Origin of the sequence: Verticiella sediminum (assembly GCF_007558815.1) — a bacterium.
In the GTDB taxonomy this organism is placed as follows: Bacteria; Pseudomonadota; Gammaproteobacteria; order Burkholderiales; family Burkholderiaceae_B; genus Verticiella; species Verticiella sediminum.
The window spans coordinates 11,806-28,074 of record NZ_VLTJ01000030.1; the positions used below are offsets into that span (position 1 = coordinate 11,806).

The following is a 16,269-nucleotide window of genomic DNA, read 5'->3' on the forward strand; positions in this document are numbered from 1 at the left end:
CGGCCTGGCTTCAAGCAGGATGGTGCTCGCGCGCACCCGCGCCGCCTGCCCATGCATCGAAAGCGTCATCGGCATCTTACCCGGCGGATACGGCAGTCGGCCCGGGCAGCGGCACGGCCGGCGGCGTCGACGCCGCGACCGGCCCGCCCCCTCAGAACCCCCGCAGCCGCGCGAACCTTTCCAACTGGAACCCGCGGTCGCCCAGCAGCATCTGCAGGCTTTGCGCGCGCTTCATGTAGAGGCCGATGTCGAACTCGTCGGTCATGCCCATGCCGCCGTGCATCTGCACCGCCTCCTGTACCGCCATGGCGGCCGAACGGCCGACGTGGGCCTTGGCGGCGCAGACCGCCTGGGCGGCGTCGACGGGGTCGGTGTCGAGCGTCTGCAGCGCCGTCATGACCATCGCGCGCGAGAGCTCCAGTTCGGTGTAGAGGTTGGCGGCACGATGCTGCAGCGCCTGGAATTCGCCGATGATGCGGTCGAACTGGCGACGCTCCTTGATGTAGGCCAGGGTGCGGTCGAAGGCTTCGGCAGCCACGCCGAGCAGTTCCGCGCTGGCCAGGGCGCGGCCGATGTCCAGGGCGCCGACGCAGGCCTGGGCGCCCGCTGCAGGGCCGCCCACGATGGCTGCGCCTTCCAGCCGGACATTGTCGAAGCTCACGCCGGCGGCGTTGTGGGCGTCCAGCATGATCGTGCGCTCGGTACGCACGCCCGGCGTGCCGGCCTCGACCAGGGCCAGGACCACGTCGCCCTCGCCCGCGTCCGCTTCCAGGCGCGCGGCCACCAGCAGCAGGTCGGCGATGTGGCCGTCGACCACGAAGACCTTGGCGCCGTTCAACACGTAGCCGTCGCCGTCGGCACGCAGGCTGGCCTGGATGCGCTCGGGGCGGTGGCGGGCCGTTTCGTCGACGGCCAACGCGGCCGTGATCTCACCGGCGGCGATGCGGCCCAGGTAACGCTCGCGCTGGTCGGCGCCGCCCCAGCGGGCCAAGGTGCCGGCGGCGACGCCCGAAGTGGCCCAGAACGGCGAGGCGGTCAGGTTGCGGCCGATCTCCTCCAGCACGATGCCGGCCTCGACGAAGCCCAGCCCGAGCCCGCCGTCGGCCTCGGGCACGAGCAGGCCGGTGAAGCCCATGTCGGCAAAGCCCGCCCACAGCGGGCGCGAGATGCCGTCGGTGTCGCGCGCGTCGCGCAGCTTGCGCAGGGCGGCGGGCGGCGCGTTCTCGCTCACGTAGCTGCGCGCGCTGTCCTGCAGCATGGTCTGTTCTTGGTTCAATACCAGTGCCATGGTGTTCTTCCGCGTCAGGCGCCGGGCAGCGCGAGGACGCGCTTGGCGATGATGTTCAGTTGGACTTCGGACGTGCCGCCCTCGATGGAATTGGCCTTGGTGCGCAGCCAGGCGCGGGCGCGGGCGCCGTCGCTGGAGCGCTCGCCTTCCCACTCCAGCGCGGCGCTGCCGCCGGCGGCCATGACGAGTTCATGGCGGCGCTTGTTCAGTTCCGAGCCGTAGTACTTGAGCATCGAGGCGTAGGCCGGGTTGCCCTGGCGGGCGATGGCCATGTCGCGCGCGCGGCGCATGGTGGCGGCGAAGGCCATCTCGTCGACCTCGAACGCGGCGATCTCGGCACGCAGCATGGGGTCGTCCAGGCGGCCCTGGGCGTCCCGGCCCACGGCCTCGAGCGCGATGTCGCGCGGGGCGAGCACACCCCGGTTGCCGACGCCCCCGATCATCTCGCGCTCGTGCTGCAGCAGGTACTTGGCGACCGTCCAGCCTTCGTTGAGGTTGCCTACCACGTTGTGCTTCTCGACACGCACGTTGTCGAAGAAGGTCTCGCAGAACGGCGACTTGCCGGAGATCAGCAGGATGGGACGCGTGGACACCCCGGGTGTGCGCATGTCGAACAGCACGAAGCTGATGCCGGTGTGCTTCTTGGCGGACGGGTCGGTGCGCACCAGGCAGAAGATCCAGTCGGCCTTGTCGGCGTACGACGTCCAGATCTTCTGGCCGTTGACGATGAAGTGATCGCCCTTGTCCTCGGCGCGGGTCTGCAGCGAGGCCAGGTCGGAGCCGGCGTTGGGTTCGGAATAGCCCTGGCACCAGCGGATCTCGCCGCGCGCGATGGGCGGCAGGTGCTCGGCCTTCTGTTCGTGCGTGCCGAACTTGAGCAGCGCCGGGCCGAGCATCCAGATGCCGAAGCTGCTCAAAGGCGGGCGGCAGCCCAGCGCCTGCATTTCTTCATTGAGGACGGCGGCCTCGGCGGGGCTCAGGCCGCCGCCGCCGTATTCCCTGGGCCAGGCCGGCACGGTCCAGCCGCGCTCGGCCATGCGTTCGAGCCAGACGCGCTGCGCCTCGCACGAGAACTGGGCGTTGCGCCCGCCCCAGCAGACATCCGCCTCAGTGCGCACGGGCTGGCGCATCTCGGGCGGACAATTCGTCTCCAGCCAGGCACGGGCCTCCTGGCGAAAGCTTTGCAGATCGCTCATGGTCTCCTCCAGGCCCGTGCGACGGGCCGGTGCGGATCGCCGCCCGCAGTCTGTGCTGCGCGTGCGGAAAGAAAAAAACAGGGGGCCGGCGCAGGCACGAGGCGCCCGGCGGCCCGTGGCGGGGGCCGCTCCAGCGGTCAGATCGTGACGCCGCCGTCGACGACCACCGCCTGGCCCGTCATGAAGCCGGAGGCGCGCGAGGCCAGGAACACCGCGGCGCCGGCGATCTCGTCGGGCTCGCCGATGCGGCGCAGCGGGGAAGTGGACGTGGCCTTCTTCAGGGTGTCCGGGTTCTCCCACAACGCGCGCGCGAAATCGGTCTTGATCAGGCCCGGCGCGATGCAGTTGACCCGGACGTTGTGCGGACCGTACTCGACCGCCAGGTTGCGGGCGAGCTGGAAGTCGGCGGCCTTGGAGATGTTGTAGGCGCCGATCACGGGCGAGCCGCGCAGCCCGCCGATGGACGACACGATGATGATCGAGCCTTCCTTGCGCTCGATCATCTGCGGGGCCGCGAAGTTGATCAGCCAATGGTTGGCGATCACGTTGTTCTCGAGGATCTTGCGGAACTGATCGTCCTCGATGCCGCCCAGAGGACCGTAGTACGGGTTGGACGCGGCATTGCAGACGACGATGTCGACCTTGCCGAGCTGGCGGTTGGTCTCGTCGACCAGGTGCTTCAGATCGTCCTTGGACGAGATGTTGGCGGGCACCGAGATGGCGTGCCCTTCGCCGTATTGCGCATTGATCGCGTCGGCGACGGCCTGGCAGGGCTCGGGCTTGCGCGACGAGATCACGACCTTCGCGCCGTGCTCGGCCAGGCGTTCGGCGATGGCCTTGCCGATGCCCCGCGAAGAACCGGTGACAATAGCGACTTTTCCATCCAGAGAGAACAAAGACGACATGGGGATATCTCCTCGGGGCTGTCCATGGCGGCAACGGCACAACGAACGCACCATATGTTCGAAATTCTCGCCAACCGCCGGTTTTATCTTTGATATGATGGATTTATAACATACCGCTTATTTTAAATTAAGAGCCGACGGCAAGCCCAGTCCGGCCGCCCGCCGCCACCAGACCAACCCGACATGACCCAGACCACGCGCACGCCCAGTCCACGCTTTCAGGCCAAGCGCGAAGCGGTGCTGGACGCCGCCGCCCATCTGTTCAACGCCCTGGGCGTCAAGGGCGCCACCCTGTCCGGCATCGCCGCGAGCGTGGGCCTCATCACGACCAGCGTCACCTATTATTACCGGCGCAAGGAGCAGCTCGCCGCCGCCTGCTTTCTGCGCACCATCGAGACGCTGGATGCCGCTGCGCTGGCCGCGGCCAGCGAGCCCGACCTCGGCTCCCGGGTCCGCGCCTTCTTCCGGCTGCACGCCGACCGCATGGCCCAGACCGCGCGCGGGCAGGCCCCGGCGCTGGTGCAACTCAACGACCTGCGCGCGCTGCCGGACCCTTACTTCGAGGAAGTCTCGGCCGCCTACACCGCGCTCTTCAAGCGCATGCGCGCCCTGCTCGACGCGCCGGACGCGCCGGCGCTGCCGCGCATCCAGCTCAACGCGCGCACCCACTACGTGCTGTCGATCACGCACTGGATGCGCAACTGGGCCGACCAGTTCGACGTCGACGAGTACGACCGCCTGGCCGAACGCATGACCGACATCGTGCTGCACGGTGTCGCCGCCCACGGCCAGGCGCTGCCGGACTTTCCCTACGATCCGACCGGCAGCTCGCTGGTCGACACCAGCGACCCCATGGCCGAGGCTTTCCTGCGCGCGGCCTCGGAGCTGGTCAACGAACAGGGTTACCGCGGTGCGTCGGTGGACAAGATCTCGGCGCGCCTGAACGTTACCAAGGGCGCGTTCTACCATCACAACGACAACAAGGAAGACGTGGTGCTGCGCTGTTTTGCGCGCACGTTCAGCGTGATCCGCGGCGTAGTGGCGCAGGCCCACGACATCGACACCGCCGACGGCTGGGCGCGCACCGCCTTCGCGCTGCTCACGCTCGCCCGCTTCCAGCTCTCGCCCGCCGGGCCCATGCTGCGCCTTGCGGCGACCTCCGCGCTCTCCGACCCCAAGCAGCGGGCGGACGTGACCGCCAACGTGCGCCGGGTGACGCAGCGCGTGGCCGGCCTGATCGTCGACGGCATGATGGACGGCTCGATCCGCCCGACCGACGCCCTGCTCGCGGCTCAGGTGGCGACCGCCGCGATCAACCATGCGTCGGAACTGCGCGATTGGGTGCGCAGCGCCGAGCCGGACAACGTAGGCGAACTGGTGGTACGCCCCCTGCTGCTGGGCATCACGGCACCCGCCTCCCCCTGACACCGGGCGCGATCCACCGCAGGTGAATCCGGTGCCTGCCGGAGCGGGGCGGCAGGCATCGGTACACTTGACCCTCGGTTCCCTCGGATTGCACCCATGATCTTCCCGCCCGTCCGCGCCGCGGCCCGCCCGCGCCTCCTGTCCCGCATCGTCCTCACGCCCCTGGGCGCCAGCCTGGCCGCGCTGCCCGGCGCCGGCCTGGCCCAGGCGCAGACGGCGCCAGCCGCCGCGCCCTATGTCGGCACGCTCGCGCCCGTGATCGTCACCAGCACACGCACCCGCACCGACCTGCTCGACACGCCGGCCTCGGTGAACATCGTCGAAGGCAGCGAGATGCGCAGCCTGCGTCCGCAGGTCGATCTTTCCGAAGGCCTGAGCGGCCTGCCCGGCGTACAGGTGCAGAACCGGCAGAACTACGCGCAGGATCTGCAGATCTCCATGCGCGGCTTCGGCGCGCGCTCGAGCTTCGGCGTGCGCGGCCTGCGCCTGTACGTCGACGGCATCCCCGCCACCATGCCCGACGGCCAGGGGCAGACCTCCAACATCGACCTCTCGACCATCGATCGCGTCGAACTCCTGCGCGGCCCGTTCTCGGCGCTGTACGGCAACTCCTCCGGCGGCGTGATGCAGATCTTCACGCGCGACGGCGAGCGCCCCCCCACCGTTGGCGCCAGCGTCGCGGCCGGCAGCCACGGCACCTGGCGCTACGGGCTCACGGCCAACGGCGCCAACGAGACCGGCGTGGGCGGACTGGACTACGCCGTCGGCGTGAACCGGATGACCACCGACGGTTGGCGCGAGCACAGCGGCGCGCGGCGCAACATCGCCAATGCCAAGCTCGGCCTGCAACTGGACGACGACAGCAGGCTCACGGTGATCGCCAATCACGTGGACATCCGCGCCGACGACCCGCTCGGGCTGACCCGCGAGCAGTACGAGAACGACCCGCGCCAGGCGCCGCTGGCCGAGCAATACGACACGCGCAAGACAGTGCGCCAGACCCAGGGCGGCGTGCGCTACGAGCGCCGCATCGACGCCAGCAACCAGGTCGCGGCCATGGTCTACGCCGGACGCCGGGCCACCGTGCAATACCTGTCGATCCCGGCCGCGCCGCAGCAGAGCCCGCTGCACGCGGGCGGCGTCATCGACCTAGAACGGGAATACGCCGGCGTGGACCTGCGCTGGACCCACGACACGCGCGTGGGCGCCATGCCGCTCACGGTGATCGGCGGCGTGGCCTACGATCAGATGAAAGAAGACCGCAAGGGCTATCTGAACTACGTGGACACTGACGGCGGGCCGGTGTTCGGCGAGCGGGGCGCGCTGCGTCGCGACGAGACCAATCGCGTGCGCAACCTGGACCCGTATGTACAAGCCAGCCTGGCCATCAGCCCGCGCTGGACGCTGGACGGCGGGCTGCGCTATTCCACCGTGCGCTTCGACTCGAACGACCACTACATCGCCGGGGTGAACGGCGACGACAGCGGCGACGCGCGCTATCGCAAGCTGCTGCCGGTGGCCGCGCTGCGCTATGCGCCGACCGAGCGCGTGAACCTCTACGCCGCCTTCGGCCGCGGTTTCGAGACCCCCACCCTCAACGAGATCTCGTACCGCCCCGACGGCGGCGCCGGCCTGAACTTCGCGCTGCAGCCGTCGACCAACACCAGCGTCGAACTGGGCGCCAAAGCCGAGGTCGCCGGCGGCACGCTGGCCGCCGCGGTGTTCCAGACCCGCACCGACGACGAGATCGTCACCGCCGTGAGCAGCGGCGGGCGCTCGAGCTACCGCAACGCCGGACGCACCCGACGTGACGGCGTGGAGCTGAGCTGGGAAGGCCGCTTCGCGCAGCACGCGCGCGCCCAGGTGGCTTATACCTATCTGAACGCGCGCTATCGCGAGGACGTCTGCGCGCCCGACGGCTGCTCGACGCTGGCGATCGCGGCCGGCAACCGCATTCCCGGCATCGCCCGCCACGCCGCCTACGCCGCGCTGGACTGGGCGCCGCCGGACGGCTGGCGCGCCGGCATCGACGCCCGCTTCCTCGGTAACATCCCCGTCGACGACGCCAATACCGACAGCGCACCCTCCTATGTCGTCATGGGCGCGGGAGCCGGCTACCGCTGGCTGACCGGCCCGTGGCGGGTGGACGCCTTCGCCCGCCTGGACAACCTGTTCGACCGCAAGTACGCAGGCTCGGTGATCGTCAACGACGGCAACGGCCGCTACTTCGAATCGGCGCCCGGGCGCAACTGGAGCGTGGGGCTGGCCGCCGCCTACGCCTTCTGACGCGGCGGCCACCCGAGCGCGGCCGGGGTGCGACGGCCCCGCGCCTGCGCGGCGACGGCACGGCGCGACGCCCCGCCTCCGGCCATGGCGTCGCGGGCCGCCGCTCACTCCGGCTCGAGCCCCGCGGTGTCGACGATCTTGCCCCAGGCCGCGATGTCCGTCTTCAGCCGGTCTGCGAATTCTTCCGGCGTCGTGCGCTCGCCCGGGCGCAGGTTCATGGCGATGAAGCGCTCCCGCTGCTCGGGCGATGTGATGATCGCGTTCACACTGTCGTTCAGGCGCGCGACGATCGCCGGGTCCAGGCCCTTGGGGCCGAAGATGCCCAGCCACGATGCCTGCTCGAACGGAATGCCCTGCTCCTTCATGGTGGGCACATTCGGCACCGCGTCGATGCGCACCGGCCCGCTCACGGCGATCGGGCGCGCCTTGCCGGCCTTGATGTGGCCCTGCGGCGAGACCGTGTCGGTGAAGCCGAAGGGCACGTGGCCGGCCGCGATGTCGTTGGCGCACTGCGTGGCGGTCTTGTAGGGAATGTGGCGCAACTCCAGATCGGCCTTGGCCTCCAGGAAGGCCATGGTCAGGTGGCCGCCCGAGCCCACGCCCCAGGAGCAGTAGCTCGGCGGCTCCTGGCTCTGCTTGACGTAGTCGATGAACCCCTGCAGATCGCGGATGGGCACTTCGGCGTTGACCAGCAGCACGTTGCCGCCCCCGCCGCTGGGCATGGCGATCGGCGTGAAGTCCTGGACCGGGTCGTACGACAGCGACTTGATGAGCCACGGATTGATGGCGTGCGTCGCCGCGTAGGTGAAGAGCAGGGTGTAGCCGTCGGGCTCGGCCCGTGCCACCGTCTCCGAGGCGACGATGCCGTTGGCGCCTGGCCGGTTCTCGATGACGACCGATTGGCCGAGCGTCTGCGTGAGCCCCTCCGCCACGACGCGCGCGGTCTGATCGGTGATCGTGCCCGGCCCGGACGGCACCACCATGCGGATCGGCCGCGCCGGATATTCGGCGGCGCCGGCGGCCGGCGCCGTGCCTGCGATGCACGCCGTGGCCAGCAGCCAGGCGAGATGTCGACGTTGCATTTGTCCCCCTCCTTGTAGCCGTCTCATGCGGCCTGTACATGTCGGGGCGGAGGTTCCGCCGCCCCATCGGATATGCTTGCCGGACCTTGCTGGACGGCCCCGGCTTGCATGTCGATCCTCAGCCAGCGCACGCGGGGTACCGCGGCCCGCGGGTTCAGGCCGCCAGGCGCTCCAGGTGCCAGGCCTCGTCGCCGAACAGGTTCGCGGTGGCCGCCAGGCGCTTGTAGGCGTGACCGACCACGTACTCGTCCGTCATGCCGATGGCCCCGTGCAACTGCACGGCCTCCTCGCCGATGCGGCGGCCTGCCGGTGAGATGAAGGCCTTGGCGAGCGATACGGCACGCGCGCGCTCGGCCGGGACATCGTCGAGCCGCGCCGCGGCGGCCTCGGTGATGGCGCGGCTCTGCTCCAGGGCCACGTACATGTCGACCAGCCGATGGCGCACGACCTGGTTGGCCGTGAGCGCACGGCCGAACTGCCGGCGCTCCCTGGCGTAGGCCAGTGTGGCCTCGTAGGCCAGCGCCATCGCGCCCACGGCCTCGCCGCACAGCATCACGGTGGCATGGTCCACGGCCCTTGCCAGGGCGGCGGCGCCATTGTCCTGCGTGCCCAGCAGCGCCTCGCGCGGCAGGCGCACGTCGGCGAGCACGAGATCGGCGGTGTCTCGCCCGTCGTACGTGGGCAGGGCCATGCAGGCCAACCCGGGCTGCTCGCGCGGCATCGCGAAGACGGCGATGCCGTCGGTCGCGTCGCTGGCGCCCGCGGTGCGCGCTGCGACCAGCACGATGTCCGCTGCGCCGGCGCCCAGCACCAGCGTCTTGCGGCCGTCCAGCCGCCAGCCCTCGCCGTCCGGCCGGGCCTGTGTCTCGATGTAGCGTGCGTCGTACCGGCCTGCGCGTTCCCAGGCCGCCACCGCGTAGCGCGTCTCGCCCGCCGCCAGCGCGGCCAGCAGGCCTTCGCTCTGCGCACCGCCGAGCGCCTGCAGCAAAGGCGCGGCAAGGCCGCAGTTCGCCAGCCAGGGCTCCACGCACAGCGCGCGTCCGAAGGCCTCGGCCAGCACGAGCTGTTCGCGCGCACCGCCCAGCCCGCCGACCGCCTCGGGCAGGCCCACCCCGAGCCAGCCCATGCCCGCCCAGGCGGCCCAACGCTGCGCCAGGCCCTCGCCCGGGGCGGCGAGCGCACGCATGCGCGCCTCGAAGCCGTATTCGTTGTCCAGGTAGCGCGCGGCGCTCTCGGCGAGCATGCCGCGTTCGTCGTCGTTCATGTCCATGTCAGCCTCCGCCCGGCCGCCCGAAGGAGGCTGAGGCCCCCTCGGGGGGCAGCGAACGTAGTGAGCGTGGGGGTCGTTTCATTTCCGTCTCCTCGCCGATGCTCGTCAGAGCCCGAGCACCTGTTTGGCCAGCACCTCGTGCTGGATCTCGCTGGAGCCGCCCGCGATCGTGTAGCCGCGCGTCACGAAGCGGCGCGCCGAGGCGGCCGGCGCGTATTCGCTGCGCCCCGCCACGGGAGCCGGCGGCTCGAAGTGGGCCGCGCGGTCGTAGGCCAGCGTGTCCGGGCCCAGGGCGTCGACCGCCAGGTTCTCGATGTCCTGGATCAGCGTGCTCCCGGTGAGCTTGAGCATGCCGGTCTCCGGCCCGAGGCGGTGGCCGGCCTCGGCGCGCAGGCGAAAGCGCATGACGGTGGCGGCCAGCGCTTCCAGCCGCACGTCCAGCGCCGCGTAGCGCTGGCGGAACCATGGCCGCTGGCACAGCGGCTGGCCCGCTTCGCGCACTGTCTCGCCGATGGCGCGCACCTTGGCGAGGCGGCGCCGGTTCTCCGCTACCCGCGCAAGGTTCAGGCGCTCGAACTCCAGCAGCGACTTGGCGATGGTCCAGCCGCCGTTCTCAGCGCCGACGCGGTTCTCCACCGGCACCGCGACGTCGTCGAGAAAGACTTGATTGAACAAGTGCCAGCCGTGGATGCCGATGATCGGGCGCAGGCTCACGCCCGGGGTGGCCATGTCGATGAGCAGGAAGCTGATGCCCTCCTGGGCCTTGGCCTGCGCGTCGGTGCGCACCAGGCAGAAGATCCAGTTGGCGTACTGCGCGTAGGACGTCCAGATCTTGCTGCCGTTGACGACGTACACCTCGCGGCCGTCGCGCGTCTCGCGCACCGCGCTGGTCTTGAGCGAAGCCAGGTCGGAGCCGGCGTTGGGCTCGGAATAGCCCTGGCACCACCAGTCCTCCAGGTTCAGGATGCGCGGCAGAAAGAAGCGCTTCTGCGCCTCGTCGCCATAGCGGATCAGGATCGGGCCGAGCATCTCGAACGTGATGCCGCCCGTCTCGGGCGCGTGGTTGGCGACCATCTCCTCCTGGAAGACGGCGCGCTGCGCCGGACTCCAGCCGCAGCCGCGCCATTCCTCGGGCCAATGCGGCACCAGCCAGCCGCGCTCGGCCAGCCGCTGCTGCCAGTCCTGGATCTCGGCGCGCGTCGGCTCCAGACCCAGACGGACTTTCTCGCGCGTGGTCTCGGCAAGGGCTTCGCTTATGAACGCGCGCACCTCGGCCCGGAAGCTGCCCGGATCCTGGGCATCCCTCATGGACATCGTCGTCTCCTGGTTGCGGCGGCCGCGGCCGCCGAAGTGTTCCTGCGCTCAGGCCCGCGCCGGCGGCCCCTGCGTACCGGCATTCGCTCCGGCGGGCAACGCCGCGGCGCACGCCTGCAGCCAATCGCCGGCCGGCATGCGCGCGGTGGCGGCGCGCAGGCCCAGCTTGCAGGCCGCCACGGCCGCGGCCGGGTAGGCGCCGATACGCGCGGCCAGCCCGCACGCACGCGTGACGACCGCGTCGTCGCCGACCACTTCGGTCGCCACGCCCAGCCGATAGAGTTCCTGTGCCGGGACGCGGTCGCCCAGCAGCGCGATGCGGGCGGCCACGGCTTCGGAATGCCGCAGGGCCAGCCAGGCGAAATTGCGCGGCGCGGCCATGCCGATCTGGATCTCGCCCACCTGCAGGAAGGCCTGCTCGCCCACGATCAGGAAATCGCCCGCGATGGCGAGCGCGGCCGCGCCGTTGATGGCGTAGCGCTCGAGCGCGACGATCAGCACCTGCGGGCAGGCGAGCAGCAGCCGGTGCACCTCGTCCCAATCCCGGGCGAACGTGGCTTTCCACTCCGGCTCGGGCGTGGCCGAGAAGGCCTTCAGGTCCAGCCCCGAGCAGAAAGCGTCGCCCGCGCCGCGCAGCACGATCGCACGGATCTCGCGTTCGCCCTGCAGCTCGCGCAGCGCCTGGCCGAGATCCCTCGCCAGGTGGCCGTCGATGGCGTTGCGCCGGTCCGGGCGGTTCAGCACCACCTCGGCCCAGCCTTCGTGACGTTCGCAGATGACGGTTGGCATTCAGCCCTCCCTGGCCGATGAGGTGTCGTTGTGCAAGGTGACGCGGTACTCCAGCAGCTCGGGCGTGCCGTAGGTCTCGCTATAGGTGGCGGGCTGCCCTTCGTAGTCCAGCCCGGTGGTCAGGACGCGCAGCAGCGGCGCGCCGGCGGGCTTGCGCAGGCGTCGCGCAACCATGCCCTGCGCGGCCACCGCCTGCACGGTGACGCGCGTGCGCGCCGTGCGCAGACCGAGCAGGCGATGCAGTACGTCGGTGACGTCGTTGTGCTCCAGATCCTGCGCGGCCAGCCGCTCGGCCAGTTCGGGCGCGAGGTAGGTCGTGCCCACGGCGAACGGGACATCGTCGCAATAGCGGGCCACCGTCACCGCGCCGACGGGTGTGCGCGGCGGCAGGTTGAGGGCCAGCGCCACCTCGGCGTCCGCCTTCTGCACACTGTGCGACAGCAGCCGGCCGTGCGCCTTCCAGCCGCGCTTGCGCATGGCTTCCAGCACGCCGACCAGCGGCCCCTGGCCGCCCGGCGCGCGCGGCTGGCTCACGAACGAACCCCGGCCGTTGACCGTGTGTACCAGCCCGCTGGCCTGCAGCTCGGCCAGCGCCTGGCGCACGGTGATGCGGCTCACGCCGTATTGGCGGCACAACTGCGCCTCGGACGGCAGACGGCCGCCGGCCGGCAGCACGCCGGCCAGGATGTCGGCCCGCACCGCGTCGCGCACCTGGGCGAAACGGGGCTGGGTTGCCTCGGTCGTCGTGGCCTCGCCTTCCAACGGCATGGCCTCTTTTACACCTGTCATAATAGCTCCTGATGATGTCATGATAGCTAACCCAATCGGCGAGATGCATCGGGGTTTTCCATAGCCCCGGGACGGCGCTGCATGTGACGCGGCTCCGCAACACGCCCGCCGCCGATCGAGTGGCCCTGCTAGGTGCCGGCTCGGCTGCGGATGTACCCTGAAACGATGTTGAACGACGCGCGGCGCTGCGGTTCGCCGCGCATCGGCCCAGCGCGGGTCACGGCGCCCAGTGCCCGGAACGCCAGCGCGACGCCGATCGTTGGGAGGAGCATCGTGTCGAAGTCCTGTACGGATGCCGTCAAAAGGAATCGGGTGGAGATCACGCCTGACCGGGTCGTCAAGGTGTTTTCACAAGGCGCGCACAAGTCGAGCAGATTCCATCACGAACTCGAAGCCCTGCGACGCCTCAGGGGCGTGGACGGCATACCGGTGCTGCTGTCCTATGCACCGACGGGGCGCCGCATCACGACGGCGCGCCTGCCCGGTACGTCGCTGGACGTGGCCCAGGCCGTACCCGACGCGGTGTTCCTGCGGCTGCGCGTGCTGGTGGAAGACATGCTCTATTGCGGCGTCGCCCGCCACTCCCTGCCCGCGCGCGACATCATTGTTCGTCCAGACGGAACGGTCAGCGTGGTCGATTTCGAGCGTTGCACGCTGCGCCGCTGGCGCTTCGGACCCATCTGGCGGATCTCCTGCCGGGTGGCGCGCTTCAACCTGCTGCGCCTGATCGAAGCGCATGCGCCGCATCTTCTGACGCCGCAGGAGCAGACAACGCTGCGCCGACAGCACCGATGGCGCGCTGCCTTTCACCGGCACAGGCACTGGTTCCATCGACTGTGACGCAGGCAGACGGACGCGCCCCGGCCGCGGGCGCGTCCTGACGGCGGGCCATGCCGCGGCGCGGCATGGCTCAGCCCTTCACGACGGCCCCGTCCAGCCCGTGGCGGACAGGATCGGGCGCCGAATCCGGCACCCATGAGGCCCGCGGCGTCGCCGCCGGCCAGCGCGCGTCGATCAGTCCTGCAGGCACAGGTACTTGATCTCGAGGTATTCCTCGATGCCGTGGCGCGAGCCTTCGCGCCCGAGGCCGGACTGCTTGACGCCGCCGAAGGGCGCCACCTCGTTGGAGATCAGGCCGGTGTTGATGCCGACCATGCCGTACTCCAGCGCCTCGGACACGCGCCACAGGCGGTTGCGGTCCTCGGTGAAGATGTAGGACGCCAGCCCGAAGACGGTGTCGTTGGCCTGGCGCACCACGTCGGCCTCGTCGGTGAAGCGGAACAGCGGCGCGAGTGGGCCGAAGGTCTCCTCGCGCGCGCACAACATGCGCTCGTCCACCTCGGCCAGCACGGTGGGCTCGAAGCAGGTGCCGGACACGCGCTTGCCGCCCGTCAGCACCTTGGCGCCGCGCTCGACGGCATCGGCGATGTGCTGCTCGACCTTGGCGACAGCGCCTTCGTTGATGAGCGGGCCGTGGGTGGTGCCCTCGGCCAGGCCGTCGCCCACGCGGAACTTGGCGACCTCGGCGAGCAGGCGCTCGGTCACGGCGTCGTAGATGCTGTCGTGCACGTAGACGCGGTTCGCGCACACGCAGGTCTGGCCGGCGTTGCGGAACTTGGAAGCAACGATGCCGGCGACCGCCTTGTCGATGTCCGCGTCCTCGAACACGATCAGGGGCGCGTTGCCGCCCAGTTCCAGCGACAGCTTCTTGATGGTGGAGGAACATTGTTCCATCAGCTTGCGGCCGGTCTCGGTCGAGCCGGTGAAGCTCAGCTTGCGCACCGTATCGCTGCCGGTGAGCACCGGGCCGATCTCGCTGGAGCGCCCCGTGATGACCTGCAGCACGCCGTGCGGCACGCCGGCCTCGATGGCCAGCGCGCCCAGCGCCAGCGCGGTCAGCGGCGTCAACTCGGCGGGCTTGACGATCATCGGGCAGCCCGCGGCCAGGGCCGGGCCGGCCTTGCGCGTGATCATGGCGGCCGGGAAGTTCCAGGGCGTGATCGCCACCGACACCCCGATCGGCTGGCGCAGCGTGAGCAGGCGCTGGCCCGACACCGGGCTTTGCAGGATCTCGCCGTCCACGCGCTTGGCCTCTTCGCCGAACCACTCGATGAACGACGCGGCATAGGCGATCTCGCCCTTGGCCTCGGCCAGCGGCTTGCCCTGCTCGCAGGTGAGGATGCGGCCGAGGTCGTCCTGGTGCTCCATCATCAGGTCGGCCCAGCGGCGCAGCACCTTGGCCCGCGCCTTGGCAGGCTGCGCAGCCCAGGCCGTCATCGCCCGGGCGGCCGCCTCGATGGCGGCCTCGGCGTCCGCCGCGCCCAGTTGCGGCACGCGGGCCAGCACCTCGCCGGTGTACGGGTCGGTCACGTCGATGGTGGCGCCGTCCAGCGCTTCGCGCCAGCCGTCGCCCAGCAGGCATGCCTGGCGCAGCAGGTCGGGCCGCTTCAATTGCAGTCGTTGACTCATGTTTTCCAACTCCCAAGGTGTGGCGCACGGCCCGTGCGGCCGCCGCTGTCTGTATTCCGTATCCATTACGCCGTGAGCCGCTTTTTTTCGCCCGGCATGGCAGCTTCCGGCCGACCCGCGGGCGAGTCCCGGCCCGGTCAGCCTTCGATGGCGCGCGCCAGGATGTCCAGTGCGCGCCCGAACAACTCGTCCTCGATGGTCAAAGGATAAAGCAGGCGGATGACGTTGCCGTACATGCCGCAGGAGAGCAGCAGCAGGCCCTGTTCCAGGGCGCTCTTCAGCACCGCCTGGACCTTCGCTGCGTCGGGCTGGCCTGACGCCGGATCGCGGAACTCGATGGCGATCATGGAGCCCAGGCCGCGCACCTCGGCGATGGCGGGCACCGTGGGCTTGAGCGCCTCGAGACGGGTGCTCACGCGCTGGCCCAGCGCCTGCGCGCGCTCGCACAGCTTCTCGTCGGCGATCACGTCGAGCACGGCATGCGCGGCAGCCACGGCCAGCGGGTGGCCGGCGTAGGTGCCGCCCAGCCCGCCAGGCCCCGGGGCATCCATGATGGCGGCGCGCCCGCTCACCGCCGACAGTGGAAAGCCGCCGGCCAGGCTCTTGGCCATCGTCATCAGGTCGGGCTCGACGTCGTGATACTCCATGGCGAAGGTCTTGCCGGTGCGCGCAAAGCCGGTCTGGATCTCGTCGGCGATGAGGACAATGCCGTACAGATCGCACAGCTTGCGCAGGCCGCGCATGAGTTCGGTGGGTGCGGGGTTGAAGCCGCCCTCGCCTTGCACCGGCTCGATGATGATCGCCGCCACGCGCTGCGGGTCGACGTCGGTCTTGAAGAGCTGGTTCAGGGCATCCAGCGTATCCTGCGCGGAAACATCCTGCAGGTTCGCGGGGAAAGGCACATGGTACACGTCGGTCGGGAACGGGCCGAAGCCGAGCTTGTACGGCGCCACCTTGCCGGTCAGCGCCAGTCCCATCAGGGTCCGACCGTGAAAGGCACCGCCGAACGCCACCACCGCCGAGCGGCCAGTATGGGCACGCGCGATCTTGACGGCATTCTCCACCGCCTCGGCGCCCGTCGTGAAGAAAGCGGTCTTGGTGTCGCCGCTGATCGGCACCAACGCGTTCAGGCGCTCGGCCAGCGCGATCGGCCCTTCGTAAGGCACGATCTGATAGGCCGTGTGGGTGAAGCGATCGAGCTGGCGACGCACGGCGTCGATCACCCGCGGGTGGCGATGGCCGGTATTGAGCACGGCGATGCCAGCGGCGAAGTCGATGTACTCACGGCCTTCCACATCCCACAGACGCGCATTCTCGGCACGCTCGGCGTGGAAATCGCACATCACGCCCACACCGCGCGGTGCGGCGGCGAGACGGCGTTGCTTGAGTTCTTCGTTGGTCATGGCGGGGGTTCTTGAGTTCCAGGTTGACAGTCGTTCAGGGCGATACGGCCCGC

13 protein-coding genes are annotated in these 16,269 nt (G+C 70.2%); 3 read left to right on the top strand and 10 right to left on the bottom strand.

Features of this window, described 5'->3' with window-relative positions; all coding sequences use genetic code 11:
* Positions 1–151: 151 nt before the first annotated feature.
* From FOZ76_RS17150 to FOZ76_RS17160, 3 genes are all read right to left on the bottom strand, one after another.
* Positions 152–1,288 carry an acyl-CoA dehydrogenase family protein gene (locus tag FOZ76_RS17150; protein WP_143949513.1) on the bottom strand — a complete coding sequence of 379 codons (1,137 nt, stop codon included), beginning with the start codon at positions 1,286–1,288 and terminating at the stop codon, positions 152–154.
* A 14-nt stretch (positions 1,289–1,302) separates the two neighbouring features.
* Positions 1,303–2,484 carry an acyl-CoA dehydrogenase family protein gene (locus FOZ76_RS17155; RefSeq protein ID WP_143949514.1) on the bottom strand — a complete coding sequence of 394 codons (1,182 nt, stop codon included), beginning with the start codon at positions 2,482–2,484 and terminating at the stop codon, positions 1,303–1,305.
* A gap of 137 nt (positions 2,485–2,621) precedes the next feature.
* Entirely contained in the window at positions 2,622–3,389 is a 768-nt protein-coding gene (locus tag FOZ76_RS17160; RefSeq protein WP_143949515.1) for an SDR family NAD(P)-dependent oxidoreductase, read from the bottom strand.
* 183 nt (positions 3,390–3,572) lie between these two features.
* Here FOZ76_RS17160 and FOZ76_RS17165 point away from each other — a divergent pair, with 183 nt between their 5' ends.
* A complete protein-coding gene (locus FOZ76_RS17165) occupies positions 3,573–4,814 on the top strand; it encodes a TetR/AcrR family transcriptional regulator (RefSeq protein WP_143949516.1) in 1,242 nt (413 codons plus the stop codon).
* Between the two features lie 96 nt (positions 4,815–4,910).
* Positions 4,911–7,100, top strand: coding sequence for a TonB-dependent receptor (locus FOZ76_RS17170; protein WP_143949517.1), 2,190 nt, complete (start codon positions 4,911–4,913; stop codon positions 7,098–7,100).
* A gap of 104 nt (positions 7,101–7,204) precedes the next feature.
* On the opposite strand, the gene FOZ76_RS17175 is transcribed toward FOZ76_RS17170, so the two are convergent.
* The 5 genes from FOZ76_RS17175 to FOZ76_RS17195 all read right to left on the bottom strand — a co-directional run bounded on the left by FOZ76_RS17175 (position 7,205) and on the right by FOZ76_RS17195 (position 12,344).
* Positions 7,205–8,182, bottom strand: a complete 978-nt coding sequence (locus FOZ76_RS17175; protein WP_143949518.1) for a Bug family tripartite tricarboxylate transporter substrate binding protein — start codon at positions 8,180–8,182, stop codon at positions 7,205–7,207.
* 154 nt (positions 8,183–8,336) lie between these two features.
* On the bottom strand, positions 8,337–9,452 hold the full coding sequence (locus tag FOZ76_RS17180; RefSeq protein ID WP_143949519.1) for an acyl-CoA dehydrogenase family protein: 1,116 nt from the start codon (positions 9,450–9,452) through the stop codon (positions 8,337–8,339).
* A gap of 105 nt (positions 9,453–9,557) precedes the next feature.
* Positions 9,558–10,766: an acyl-CoA dehydrogenase family protein gene (locus FOZ76_RS17185; RefSeq protein ID WP_143949520.1), complete on the bottom strand. Its 1,209-nt coding sequence runs from the start codon at positions 10,764–10,766 to the stop codon at positions 9,558–9,560.
* 48 nt (positions 10,767–10,814) lie between these two features.
* Positions 10,815–11,555 carry an enoyl-CoA hydratase/isomerase family protein gene (locus tag FOZ76_RS17190; RefSeq protein WP_143949521.1) on the bottom strand — a complete coding sequence of 247 codons (741 nt, stop codon included), beginning with the start codon at positions 11,553–11,555 and terminating at the stop codon, positions 10,815–10,817.
* Positions 11,556–12,344, bottom strand: coding sequence for a GntR family transcriptional regulator (locus FOZ76_RS17195; protein WP_170235506.1), 789 nt, complete (start codon positions 12,342–12,344; stop codon positions 11,556–11,558).
* 273 nt (positions 12,345–12,617) lie between these two features.
* Between FOZ76_RS17195 and FOZ76_RS17200 the strand changes: the two genes are divergently transcribed.
* Positions 12,618–13,184 (top strand): RIO2 family protein, encoded by a 567-nt coding sequence (locus FOZ76_RS17200; protein ID WP_143949523.1) that lies wholly within the window; start codon positions 12,618–12,620, stop codon positions 13,182–13,184.
* A gap of 174 nt (positions 13,185–13,358) precedes the next feature.
* On the opposite strand, the gene FOZ76_RS17205 is transcribed toward FOZ76_RS17200, so the two are convergent.
* Together FOZ76_RS17205 and gabT are read right to left on the bottom strand one after the other, a co-directional pair.
* On the bottom strand, positions 13,359–14,813 hold the full coding sequence (locus tag FOZ76_RS17205; protein ID WP_143949524.1) for an NAD-dependent succinate-semialdehyde dehydrogenase: 1,455 nt from the start codon (positions 14,811–14,813) through the stop codon (positions 13,359–13,361).
* 137 nt (positions 14,814–14,950) lie between these two features.
* Positions 14,951–16,216 (bottom strand): 4-aminobutyrate--2-oxoglutarate transaminase, encoded by a 1,266-nt coding sequence (gene gabT, locus FOZ76_RS17210; RefSeq protein WP_143949525.1) that lies wholly within the window; start codon positions 16,214–16,216, stop codon positions 14,951–14,953.
* Positions 16,217–16,269 lie beyond the last annotated feature (53 nt).

What these genes read in the sequence shown, in the direction of transcription:
- FOZ76_RS17150 (WP_143949513.1), bottom strand. Translation starts at nt 1,288, where the DNA reads ATGGCACTGGTATTGAACCAAGAACAGACCATGCTGCAGGACAGCGCG.
- FOZ76_RS17155 (WP_143949514.1), bottom strand. Translation starts at nt 2,484, where the DNA reads ATGAGCGATCTGCAAAGCTTTCGCCAGGAGGCCCGTGCCTGGCTGGAG.
- FOZ76_RS17160 (WP_143949515.1), bottom strand. Translation starts at nt 3,389, where the DNA reads ATGTCGTCTTTGTTCTCTCTGGATGGAAAAGTCGCTATTGTCACCGGT.
- FOZ76_RS17165 (WP_143949516.1), top strand. Translation starts at nt 3,573, where the DNA reads ATGACCCAGACCACGCGCACGCCCAGTCCACGCTTTCAGGCCAAGCGC.
- FOZ76_RS17170 (WP_143949517.1), top strand. Translation starts at nt 4,911, where the DNA reads ATGATCTTCCCGCCCGTCCGCGCCGCGGCCCGCCCGCGCCTCCTGTCC.
- FOZ76_RS17175 (WP_143949518.1), bottom strand. Translation starts at nt 8,182, where the DNA reads ATGCAACGTCGACATCTCGCCTGGCTGCTGGCCACGGCGTGCATCGCA.
- FOZ76_RS17180 (WP_143949519.1), bottom strand. Translation starts at nt 9,452, where the DNA reads ATGGACATGAACGACGACGAACGCGGCATGCTCGCCGAGAGCGCCGCG.
- FOZ76_RS17185 (WP_143949520.1), bottom strand. Translation starts at nt 10,766, where the DNA reads ATGTCCATGAGGGATGCCCAGGATCCGGGCAGCTTCCGGGCCGAGGTG.
- FOZ76_RS17190 (WP_143949521.1), bottom strand. Translation starts at nt 11,555, where the DNA reads ATGCCAACCGTCATCTGCGAACGTCACGAAGGCTGGGCCGAGGTGGTG.
- FOZ76_RS17195 (WP_170235506.1), bottom strand. Translation starts at nt 12,344, where the DNA reads ATGACAGGTGTAAAAGAGGCCATGCCGTTGGAAGGCGAGGCCACGACG.
- FOZ76_RS17205 (WP_143949524.1), bottom strand. Translation starts at nt 14,813, where the DNA reads ATGAGTCAACGACTGCAATTGAAGCGGCCCGACCTGCTGCGCCAGGCA.
- gabT (WP_143949525.1), bottom strand. Translation starts at nt 16,216, where the DNA reads ATGACCAACGAAGAACTCAAGCAACGCCGTCTCGCCGCCGCACCGCGC.